This window comes from Bacillus sp. THAF10, assembly GCF_009363695.1.
Taxonomy (GTDB): Bacteria; Bacillota; Bacilli; order Bacillales; family Bacillaceae_I; genus Sutcliffiella_A.
This window is the reverse complement of sequence record NZ_CP045403.1, coordinates 3,121,984-3,133,312: the sequence shown is the minus strand read 5'-3', so window position 1 is coordinate 3,133,312 and position 11,329 is coordinate 3,121,984. Positions and strand designations below refer to the sequence as shown.

The 11,329-nt window shown below is 41.3% G+C and carries 11 protein-coding genes and 1 riboswitch; of the genes, 4 read left to right on the top strand and 7 right to left on the bottom strand.

Translation table 11 applies throughout. The features are described from left to right. Positions 1–9: 9 nt before the first annotated feature. Positions 10–1,002, bottom strand: a complete 993-nt coding sequence (locus FIU87_RS16200) for an ABC transporter substrate-binding protein (protein ID WP_152445541.1) — start codon at positions 1,000–1,002, stop codon at positions 10–12. A gap of 121 nt (positions 1,003–1,123) precedes the next feature. Between FIU87_RS16200 and FIU87_RS16195 the strand changes: the two genes are divergently transcribed. Further along, entirely contained in the window at positions 1,124–1,894 is a 771-nt protein-coding gene (locus FIU87_RS16195) for an alpha/beta hydrolase family protein (RefSeq protein WP_152446622.1), read from the top strand. An 18-nt stretch (positions 1,895–1,912) separates the two neighbouring features. Continuing rightward, positions 1,913–2,152, top strand: coding sequence for a hypothetical protein (locus FIU87_RS16190; protein WP_152445540.1), 240 nt, complete (start codon positions 1,913–1,915; stop codon positions 2,150–2,152). Positions 2,153–2,196: 44 nt separating this feature from the next. Here the strand turns inward: FIU87_RS16190 and pckA are convergent, their stop codons facing one another. Beyond that, on the bottom strand, positions 2,197–3,783 hold the full coding sequence (gene pckA, locus FIU87_RS16185; RefSeq protein WP_152446621.1) for a phosphoenolpyruvate carboxykinase (ATP): 1,587 nt from the start codon (positions 3,781–3,783) through the stop codon (positions 2,197–2,199). Between the two features lie 343 nt (positions 3,784–4,126). Further along, positions 4,127–4,290, top strand: a riboswitch (SAM riboswitch). A gap of 176 nt (positions 4,291–4,466) precedes the next feature. Between pckA and metK the strand changes: the two genes are divergently transcribed. Beyond that, positions 4,467–5,666 (top strand): methionine adenosyltransferase, encoded by a 1,200-nt coding sequence (gene metK / locus FIU87_RS16180; protein WP_152445539.1) that lies wholly within the window; start codon positions 4,467–4,469, stop codon positions 5,664–5,666. A gap of 196 nt (positions 5,667–5,862) precedes the next feature. Here metK and abc-f read toward each other — a convergent pair whose 3' ends face one another. The 5 genes from abc-f to FIU87_RS16160 form a co-directional block, all read right to left on the bottom strand. Continuing rightward, entirely contained in the window at positions 5,863–7,743 is a 1,881-nt protein-coding gene (gene abc-f / locus FIU87_RS16175; RefSeq protein ID WP_152445538.1) for a ribosomal protection-like ABC-F family protein, read from the bottom strand. A gap of 104 nt (positions 7,744–7,847) precedes the next feature. Continuing rightward, on the bottom strand, positions 7,848–7,979 hold the full coding sequence (locus tag FIU87_RS21600) for an RAxF-45 family protein (protein ID WP_301538634.1): 132 nt from the start codon (positions 7,977–7,979) through the stop codon (positions 7,848–7,850). 91 nt (positions 7,980–8,070) lie between these two features. Further along, a complete protein-coding gene (locus FIU87_RS16170) occupies positions 8,071–9,213 on the bottom strand; it encodes a glycosyltransferase family 4 protein (protein ID WP_152445537.1) in 1,143 nt (380 codons plus the stop codon). An 18-nt stretch (positions 9,214–9,231) separates the two neighbouring features. Then, the gene (locus tag FIU87_RS16165; protein ID WP_152445536.1) at positions 9,232–9,768 is read right to left on the bottom strand and encodes a phosphatase PAP2 family protein; all 537 of its coding nucleotides are present in this window, start codon (positions 9,766–9,768) and stop codon (positions 9,232–9,234) included. Between the two features lie 168 nt (positions 9,769–9,936). Then, on the bottom strand, positions 9,937–10,455 hold the full coding sequence (locus FIU87_RS16160) for a gamma carbonic anhydrase (protein WP_152445535.1): 519 nt from the start codon (positions 10,453–10,455) through the stop codon (positions 9,937–9,939). 81 nt (positions 10,456–10,536) lie between these two features. Between FIU87_RS16160 and FIU87_RS16155 the strand changes: the two genes are divergently transcribed. Next, positions 10,537–11,328 carry an alpha/beta hydrolase gene (locus tag FIU87_RS16155; RefSeq protein WP_152445534.1) on the top strand — a complete coding sequence of 264 codons (792 nt, stop codon included), beginning with the start codon at positions 10,537–10,539 and terminating at the stop codon, positions 11,326–11,328. The last annotated feature ends 1 nt before the right edge of the window (position 11,329 follow it).

Sequence of the window (11,329 nt, the reverse complement as noted above, 5' to 3'; positions counted from 1 at the left end):
TTCATCATCCTATTCTTCCATAACCCCTTCTGCAATGGAGGTATTAACCAGTGTTTCATATTCCACATATTGTGGAAGCTCACCAGCTGTATCCATAATATCTTGTAGATTCTCCCATTCTTCCTTGTCAAGAATTGGATCAGTAGCATAGGACCCTTGACTCTTATAACGGTCCACTACTGTTTCAATTAGTTCGACAGAAGTGTCTTCAAAATATGGCAGGATTACCTTTGCAGTTTCAGAGGCTGGATTATTTTCCACCCATAGCTGGGCTTTATAAAGCGCACGTGTAAACTTCTCCACAGCTTCAGGGTTTTCTTTCATAAAGCTGTCTTTTGCCATGAAGGTAGTGTAAGGGATGTGGCCAGATTCCTCTCCAAAGGAAGCAACAATGTAGCCGATGCCTTCTGCTTCAAAAATACTAGCTTGAGGTTCGAATAACTGGACGAACTCCCCTGTGCCGGAAGCAAAGGCACTTGCAATGTTTGCAAAGTCTATGTTTTGAATTAAATCCAAATCATTTTGTGGATCAATGCCCTGTTTTTTTAGAACAAACTCCCCGGCCATTTGCGGCATGCCGCCTTTACGCTGTCCAAGGAAGGTGCTGCCTTTTAGGTCCTCCCATTTGAAATCTGTCAAATTTTCTCTGGCAACTAAGAAGGTTCCATCTGTTTGTGTTAACTGGGCAAAGTTAATGATTGGGTCATTAGAGCCTTGCGCATAAACATATATGGAGGTTTCTGAGCCCACTAATGCAATATCCGCACCATCTGCTAGGAGCGTCGTCATCGTTTTATCTCCGCCCCAAGTGGTCGTTAATTCAATCTCTAAACCTTCTTCTTCAAAAAAACCTTTTTCAATGGCAACATATTGGGGAGCATAAAAAATAGACCGGGTTACCTCTGCAATCCGAATCGTTTCTTTTTTGCCTCCGCAAGCAACAAGTGCGGTGATGACAACAAAAGTTAAAAGTAAAGTTAACGTGATTTTTATGCCTTTCATATTCAACCTCCTCTAAATTTACGCAAAAGCTTTGTATGTTTTTATAGATTAGCGTATGATTTGGGCTGAATATGTGTGATTGCCTAGTGCGTGAAAAGGGGGGAATATTTTGCAGGACGGAATGATTATCGAAAAGAAGGCTTTTCCTTCACCGAGTCCTACTATCAATGTATTTATGGTGACTTACTATAGTGAGGGTTTAAGGGTGAAAGGATTGATGGCTGAGCCTAAAGCAGAAGGGAAGTATGATGGTTTCCTATATTTAAGAGGAGGCATTAAAAGCGTTGGTCAGGTGCGGGTTGGCCGCATCGTTCAATTTGCCTCTGAAGGTTTTGTGGTGATGGCACCATTTTATCGTGGCAATCAAGGGGGAGAAGGGAATGAAGATTTCGCAGGAGATGATAGGACGGATGCGTTTTCTGCATTTCAGTTGTTGAAGGAGCATGAAAAGGTGCGGGCCGGTCGCATTCATGTGTTCGGCTTTTCACGCGGTGGGGTGATGGCACTAATGACCGGAATTGAATTTCCTGAAACGTGTTCTGTTGTCTCGTGGGGAGGCGTTTCCGATATGTTCCTTACCTATGAGGAGCGAGTGGACCTACGCAGAATGATGAAGCGGGTGATAGGGGGAACACCGAATAAGTATCCTGAGCGATATGAGTGGAGAACGCCACTTTTTGAGCTTGACAAGCTGATGGCTCCGATCCTGCTGATTCATGGTGTGAAGGATACGAATGTTTCGGTAGAGCATTCGTACCGTTTGGAGCGTTGTGCAAAGGAGCATGGAAAAGAAGTGGAAGCTTGGTACTTTGAGGAGTTTACGCATTACTTTCCGCCAAAAGAGAACAGGCGGATTGTGAGGGAGTTAACGGAGTGGATGAAAGGACGATAGGGAAGGTGGGAAGTGATCGTGAGATTGGAACGTCGGAAATTCATCAGCGGAATGGATGCGGTTATCAGCGGGAAATCACATTTATCAGCCCAAACGTTGCGATTATCAGCGGAAATTCCCATTTATCAGCCAAAACGTTGCGGTTATCAGCGGGAATTCCCATTTATCAGCCAAAACGAGTGCTTTATCAGCCGTTCGATTCTTGTCGGCAAACTTCGCCCCTCCACCCCAGCCCTCAAAACGGAGTCCTCCCAATAAAAAAAGTCACCGGAATCTACCGGTGACTCGACTAAAAAATTCTATTATACAGTGGGTCCACCAAGCTCAAGCACTTCACCTGGAACGTTCTCAAACTTTTTGAAGTTGTTTTTGAACTTTCCAGCTAGCTCACGAGCAGCAGTGTCATATTTTGCTTCATCATGCCATGTTTTCATAGGCTGTAACACTTCATCAGGTACACCAGGAACGTGCATTGGGACACTCACACCAAAGTATGGGTCTTGTGCTACTTCCGCATTCGTAAGGTCTCCTTCTAGAGCTGCTTGCACCATAGATCTTGTGTAAGAAAGCTTCATGCGGCTTCCAACTCCATAGCCTCCACCAGTCCAACCAGTGTTTACTAGATATACTTGTACGTTGTGCTCGTCAATTTTTTGACCAAGCATTTCCGCATAGGTTGTTGCTGGTAGCGGAAGGAATGGAGAGCCAAAGCAGGTTGAGAAGGTTGCTTGTGGAGACGTAATGCCACGCTCTGTTCCTGCTAGCTTACTTGTATATCCACTTAAGAAGTGGAACATTGCTTGTTCTTTAGAAAGTTTGCTGATTGGAGGCAGTACGCCTGTCGCATCAGCAGTTAAGAATACGATAGTAGTTGGGTGTCCTGCGATACTTGGTTGAACAATGTTTGTCATCGCATCAAGGGAGTACGCAGCACGTGTATTTTCAGTTAAGGTAGAGTTATCATAATCAGCGAGACGAGATTGACCGTCAATGACCACATTTTCTAAAACAGATCCAAAGCGGATGGCATCGAAAATTTGTGGTTCTTTTTCACGAGTTAACCCGATGCATTTTGCATAGCAGCCACCCTCGATATTAAACACACCAGTGTTTGACCATCCGTGCTCATCGTCTCCAATAAGCTTACGGTTAGGGTCAGCGGATAAGGTTGTTTTACCAGTACCGGATAAACCGAAGAATAGGGCGACATCACCTTCACGACCAACATTTGCAGAACAGTGCATTGGCATGATGCCGTTTTCAGGTAGTAAGTAGTTCATTACAGAGAAAATGGACTTTTTCATTTCTCCTGCATACTCTGTACCACCGATCAGGACAATACGCTTGCTGAAGGAAATGATAATGAAAGCTTCAGAGTTAGTACCATCTACAGCTGGGTCTGCTTTAAAATTTGGGGCAGAAATGACGCTGAATGCGGTTTCATGTTTTGCCAGCTGTTCTTCATCTGGACGAATGAACAATTGTTGTGCGAAAAGGTTGTGCCATGCAAATTCATTGATAACTTGGATTGGTAATTGATACTTCTCATCTGCACCAGCGAAGCCTTTGAAGACAAAAATTTCATCCTTTTGTTCTAAGTATGAAAGTACTTTATGATATAAAGCGTCAAAAACTTCTTCAGAAATAGGAGTATTTACACTACCCCAGTCAATTTTTTCTTTACTGATTGCTTCTTCCACAATAAACTTATCTTTAGGGGAGCGACCCGTGTATTTGCCAGTCGTTGCCACGACAGCACCAGTTGATGTTAAGCTGCCTTCGTTTCGGCTTAAGACTTTCTCCACTAATTGAGGAACAGACAGCTGTACCTGAACATTGCTTCCGTAAACTAATTTTGTCAACCCATTATCGATACCAACCGTTTTCATCATGGATAACTCTCCTTCAATTTATATATTAAATTAGTTGTTTTTCTTATCTGTTAAAAAGTATAACACATTTAACTTAATAGTCCATACTAATTAGGTTATTTTATGAAAATAAATCGTAAATCGTTAACATTTTGTGAAAAAAAGGCTTATTCAACGGTAATGTAACCGCTTTATTTCATTTGTTCTACAAGCAGAGTAACATGTTTTCATAGTGTTGGCGAATCTAAAGAAACACTAATGGAAGGCATGTATTTTTTTCCTGTAATTCCTTGTCGAATTCTTTGTCTTTTTTGTTGACATAGAAGGTTTTCCTACGATAATATAAAACCTTGAACGGATACTCTTATTCCGAGCTGGTGGAGGGGCAGGCCCTATGAAACCCAGCAACCTGCTCAAAGGATGAGCGAGCGCGAAATAGCACGCCGCTATGATTTTTAGACCAAGTATGGTCGCTTGAGAAAAGGTGCTAAACCTGAGCAAGGCACAGACCTTGACCGATAAGAGTGAAAGGCTGATTCTCGAACTTAAACCTTTCCTCAAATTTTGTGGGAAGGTTTTTTCTATTTTTACACAAGCTAACAACGTACATCACATAGGAACTGAGATCCGTATCAACTATAACAATTGTACGTGAAGAGGGGTAAGCTGCTTTTCATCTACAAAAGGAGGAACTTTTTTTAATGACTAAGCAACGTCGTTTATTTACTTCTGAGTCCGTAACGGAAGGACATCCGGATAAAATTTGTGACCAAATTTCTGATTCTATTCTAGATGCTATCCTGACAAATGATCCAAACGCACGTGTGGCGTGTGAAACATCTGTCACAACAGGATTGGTATTAGTTGCTGGAGAAATTACAACTTCTACTTATGTAGATATCCCAAAAATCGTACGTGAAACCATTCAAGGTATTGGTTACACGCGTGCAAAATATGGTTTTGATGCAGAAACTTGTGCAGTTTTAACTTCCATTGATGAGCAATCTGCAGATATCGCAATGGGTGTTGACCAAGCGTTAGAAGCGCGTGAAGGCCAAATGACTGATGCGGAAATCGAAGCAATCGGTGCTGGTGACCAAGGTTTAATGTTCGGATTTGCGTGCAATGAAACAAAAGAATTAATGCCGCTTCCAATCTCTCTTGCTCACAAGCTATCTCGTCGTTTAACAGAAGTAAGAAAAGATGATGTTCTTCCTTACTTACGTCCTGATGGAAAAACGCAAGTAACGGTAGAGTATGATGAAAACGATAAGCCTGTTCGCATCGACACCATCGTTATTTCTACGCAACACCACCCAGAGGTTTCTCTAGACCGTATTCAACGCAACATTAAAGAGTACGTGATTAAGCCTGTCGTACCTGCTGAGTTAATTGATGAGAACACAAAATACTTCATTAACCCAACTGGCCGTTTCGTAATTGGTGGACCTCAAGGGGACGCTGGTTTAACAGGACGTAAAATCATCGTTGATACGTACGGTGGATATGCTCGTCACGGTGGGGGAGCATTCTCTGGTAAGGATGCAACAAAAGTGGACCGCTCTGGTGCTTACGCTGCTCGTTATGTAGCGAAAAACATTGTAGCAAGCGGATTAGCTGACAAATGTGAAGTTCAATTAGCATACGCAATTGGTGTAGCACAACCAGTTTCCATTGCCGTTGATACATTTGGAACTGGCAAAGTTTCTGAAGAGAAGCTAGTGGAGCTTGTACGTAATAACTTCGACCTTCGTCCAGCTGGAATCATCAAAATGCTAGACCTTCGTCGTCCTATCTACAAGCAAACAGCTGCTTACGGACATTTTGGCCGTAACGATCTTGACCTTCCTTGGGAGCAAACAGACAAAGCTGACACACTGAAAGAGCAAGCAAACGCATAATATAGAAAAAACCCCGCTGTGTTGGCGGGGTTTTTTCTATAGGATGTATTCGTAAATTTTGTTGCTGTTGCGTATAGATATGACATCCGTAATCAACGTTGCTATCGTGCTCTTTTCGTGGAGGGAGATTTAAACATGTGGCAATATTTCTTCGAATAAAGAAGGAAAAACAACAATCTTCTAGAAAAGAGCCTTTCTATATTACTTCTTCAAGCTTTTGATAAATTTGTTCCTGCTGAGCTACCATAGATTCCAGCTCTTGCTGTAAATGCTGCAGAGTTTCTAAATCCTGTTCCACACTCATCTTTTCCTCAATTAGCAGAATGTCATGTTCTATCTTCTCTAATTGTTGCTCCAAGCATTCTAATGAAGGCTCTGGAGTTATTTTTCGTTTTGGAGAAACACTGATTTTCTTTTTACGTTCTTGTCGCTCAGTCACTATAAGGGAGAGTTTTTCCTCCCGTTTTTGCTTCGCATACTGATAATTTCCTTCGTAGATAGTTAGCTTACCTTCCTCTAGCCAGCATGTTTTTTCGAAGAATTTATTTAAAAAATACCTGTCATGAGAAACAGCAAGGATGGTACCATCAAAGTCCTCCAAAGCATCTTCAAGTACTTCCCTTGAATCGATATCCAGATGGTTGGTGGGTTCATCTAATATCAACAGGTTTATGTCTTGATGCATCAGTTGTGCCAGTCGAAGTCTCATTTTTTCCCCACCACTCAAATTTTCTACCTTTTTAAATACAGCACTTCCATAAAACAAAAATTTGGCCAGCACATGTCTTGCTTGTTCTAGTGTGATAGAAATGTCTTCCCTAAATGCCTCGATTAGCGTTTGATTAGGGTTATCTTCATACACATGCTGAGACAGATAACCAATTTTCACGTTGCTACCAAGTTGAACATGACCACTGTCTGAGGGAAGGTCACCGAGCATTATTTTTAGAAGCGTGGATTTTCCAGAGCCGTTTTGCCCAATTATTGCCGCTCTTTCTTGAAAATAAATGGCAAGATTAATTTCTTGAAACAGCCTTTTATTGCCAAATGATTTCCCCACTCTTTCTAGAACAACCACGTCCTTGCCGCTACGATCGCCTCCATCAAACTGAAGTCCCATTGTTTTCTTTTCCAGTGTAGGGCGCTTAAGCTTTTCTATCCTATCTAATGCCTTTTCCATGCTTTTGGCACGACGGTGCATGGCGGCGTTTGGCGGGTTGCTTTGATTGGCCCATTCTTTTAATCTTTTAATCGCTTCTTTCATCTTTTTGATTTTTTTCTGTTGTTCTTGATAGGCGGCAAACTCCAGTAGTAAACGTTCTTCTTTTTCCTTAACAAAACCAGAGTAGTTTGTGTGATATACATGTACTTCACCATCGTCTAAATCCAATATCTTTGTGGCAACTTCGTCAAGAAAATATCGATCATGGGAGATGGTCACTACCGTACCAGGGTATTCTTTCAGATATTGCTCCAACCATTCCACAGCAAAGATGTCCAGGTGATTGGTTGGCTCATCTAATAGCAACACATCAGGATTTTGGAGCAGAATATAACCGAGACAGATTTTTGTCTGTTCTCCGCCACTTAACGTGGAAAAAGGTTGAGGGAGAAGATCGGTTATTTTAAGGCCATTTGCTATCCGTGAGATGGTCGCTTCCATTTCGTATCCACCTAAAAACCCAAAGCGATCTTGTAAAATACCATACTCCTGCATGATTTTATTCAACTGGTATTCTTCTGTTACCATCGTCATTTGTTCTTCCAAGGCACGGAGCTTTGATTGAAGCTCTACCGTTTCTGCAAATGCAGAGCGTAATACCTCCTCACCAGTTGTATTAGAAGGAAAGGAAGGAATTTGTGCCAGGTATCCAATTTTGGTGCCTTTTTTTATGTGAATGGCTCCTTTATCAGGGGCTTCGAATCCACTAATTAGTTGAAAGATGGTCGTTTTGCCACTACCGTTTCTGCCTACCAATCCAATGCGCTCATGTTCATGTATCTCTAGAGAAATATTGTCAAAAACAAGGCTCCCTGCAAAGCTTTTCGATATATTATTTAACGTACAAATCATCATTTTCATGTTCTCCTTTATTTATAATAAAAGCACAAAAAAACCATGAGTAAGAAGAAGACTTCTTTCCCATGGTTTATATGCTTAGAGGGGTGAAAGATCTCTTACTATCTGTTATTCCTATTCAGCTGCTTAAAAATGGACAGACCCGTCCCGTTAGCAGCTGAATCATGAATTTGCGCACGACAAATATGCAGGTATGCCATGTATTGTGTGCAAGCACGAACAGATAGTAACATCTTTTTTCCCTCCTTTCGAACATGTAAGATGCTTCTATTATATAATGCTTTCTTTGTAAGTTGCAAATTTTTAAAAATTTGTAGGTATACCTTAGGCAAGACCTTGAAGTTTTTCTTCCATCAGTGCTGATTCGTAGTCCTTCAATAACTTTTCAAAAATTGCGTCCCAGGATTGCTCTAAAGCATACTGTCTACCGGCAATACTCATTTGATCACGTTTTTCATGATCACTTAGAAGACTATGAATGGCAGCGGCAAAGGATGATACGTCTTTTGGTTTACAAAGATGCCCTGTTACTCCTTGTTGAATGATTGTTCTTACTCCCCCAGCATCTGCACCGACTACCGGGGTACCTGATGCTAAAGATTCTAGCACCACATTTCCAAAGGTTTCGGTAGCTGAAGGGAAAACGAATAGGTCCGAACCCGCATAAATTTCTGAAAGGCCATCCCCAGATTGAAAGCCTGCAAAAGTGATGTTCGGAGGAGCTTTTTTGTGAAGCTCCTGTTTTAATGGACCGTCCCCAACGAGTAGCCAGTGAACATCATGACGAATGGAGGCAGGTAGTGCTGCTTGAATTTCAGGCAAAAGTGCAATGTCCTTTTCAGGTGCAAGCCTACCAACATAGGAGAGCACATATTTTTCCTTAATATGATATTTGTTTTTCAAATGATTGGATGAATGGGTAGGTTGAAAAATGGAGCAGTCCACTCCTCTTGGCCAGATAGAAGTATTGGTAAAGCCATGTTTTCTAAGGTGATCCTGTGTAGAGGTAGATGGAACAAAAATCTTCCGAAGTGGTCGATGAAACCAGCGCATATAGCTCCATAATACCTTCGTGAGAAATGGAAGGTCATAGTAGTCGAGGTATTTGTCAAAATCGGTATGATAGGAACCCACTACCGGAATGTTGAGTTTTTTTGCATAGTGTAATCCGCAAAGTCCGATATTAAAGGGGGTGGCAACATGGATGAGATCAGGTTGAAATTTCAGTAGCTCTGTTTTGACAGAGAGCATGTTTGGTATAGCAAGTCGACATTCTGGGTATAAGAAAAACGGTAAACTAGCAAATCGGTGGACCTGACTTGAAAATAAATCCTTACTAGGGCTTTCTGGAGCAAACACTCGGTATTCAATGCCTTTACTATCCAGATAGGTAGTAAATCTTTTTAAGGTTTTTGCGACTCCGTTTACTTCAGGGGTAAATGTGTCTGTAAAAATAGCAATTTTCATCGTATCCCTCCAATATTTTTATCCGAATAGGTGAACAAGATGATAAGATAGAACCCCGACACTACTGCCGAGTATCATGCCAACAGCCACATCTGATGGATAATGAAGACCAAGGTATATTCTTGAAACTCCAACGCAAATGGCAAGTGGAAGGAAGAACAGCGTCAGAGCCGGCATGAAAAGGATGAACGGAATGATGCTTGAAAAAATAGCCGTTGTATGACCTGATGGAAAAGAGTGATCCTTTAACGGATTGGCAGCAACTTTTATTTCTTGGAGTGCAAGGTACGGACGTCTCCTTGGATAAAGCTTTTTGGCAATGGCTACTGGAATGTGACTTAGCGCCAAGGATATACCTGCAGCGATAGCAGTAAGCTTGAGCGAGTAAGTACTAAAGAGAATGAGTAGCACAAGAATACTAATTGTAGACGTTGCGCCTCCTACATGGGTAATGTTTCGGAAAAACATGTTTACATATTTTCTTTCAAAGTGCTTGTTCACACTTCGAAACAGATGACATTCCAATTCGTAGAAATTAGCTAGTAATTTGGCCATGTTTAGGACTCCTTTATAGCTAGATTAAATTCTACTTCCTATTGTAAAAGGCAAATATTTAGGAAGTGCTAAGTCCGTGTAAAAAATAATTTGTTTTATCAGTAAAAATTTACAAACTATTAAAAATAAAACACACCACCTGTGAATAAGGTGGTGTGTGGTGGAATTTTATTTTTGGACTGATTTATAAAATTGCCCTTTTTCGACGTACTCTCTTCTTATTCTGGCCATATCTAACTTATCTTCCTCTGTTAGTTCCCTTACCACTTTAGCAGGGCGGCCAAAGGCTAGAGAGTTAGCAGGGATTTTTTTCCCGGGAGGAACGAGGCTTCCCGCTCCAATAAACGCTCCTTCTCCGATTTCGGCACCATCTAAAATGATCGATCCCATGCCAATCAAGGCGTTTTTTCGAACAATCGCACTATGTAAGGTACATTGATGTCCAACTGTGACATCATCTTCAATAATCATGGGGTTGTTAGGACTTTGGTGAAGCAGAGATTGATCTTGGATATTCACTCGGTCACCAATGATGGTTGGTGCAACATCCCCGCGAATGACAGTATGAAACCAGATGCTGCTCTCTTTACCTATCGTTACATCACCGGTGACTACGGAGAAGTCTGCTAGATAAACAGTTTCATCAATTTGTGGTGTTTTTTCAAGATATGGGTATATTTTATACATTGAGTTCCTCCAGCTTGTAAGAGATAATGGATATATTTTATTATATCAGAAAGCAATATATTTTTAAGGGAGTGTTAGGAAATGTGGAAATGGGAGGCGGAAAATCCAAAAGGTACCATTGTGATTGTCCATGGCGCACAAGAGCATCATGGCAGGTATACGTGGTTGATGGATCAGTGGAAGAAAAATGGATTTAGTGTCATCATGGGGGATTTGCCAGGGCAAGGACTTTCCACTCGTAGAAGAGGACATATTGATAACTTTGATGAATATATAGAAGAAGTGGAAAAATGGATCAAAGAGGCCTATCTTCTAAAGCCGCCTGTCTTTATTTTTGGACATAGTATGGGTGGACTTGCCGTAATTAGAACCCTTCAGGAAAAAAGTCCATTGTTGGTAGAGGGAGTTATTTTGTCTTCTCCATGCTTGAAGCTGCTTCACCATCCTACAAAAGGATTGGATGTTCTCTCAAAAGGGCTGAATTTTATTTTGCCGAAAATAAAATTTGAAACAGGTCTGACAATTGATAAAGCAACAAGAAATGAAGAAGTAAGAAAGGTTGCTTCTGGAGATGCTTTATATATAACTAAAGTTTCTGTTCGTTGGTACCGAGAGCTTGTCCAATCCATGAACCTGGCTTTTACCGGAATTGACAAATTTCCAGATATACCAGTTCTAATGATGCAGGCAGGGGACGATTTGATTGTAGATAAATTTGCTTCTGAGACATGGTTTAATTCCCTCGGAGTAAAAGAAAAAAACTATAAAGAATGGGAAGGACTTTATCACGAAATCTTTAATGAACCAGAGCGGGACCGGGTTTTCCGGTACGCCAAAGCGTTTGTGAACCTACAAATTGAAGGAAGTGATTAAT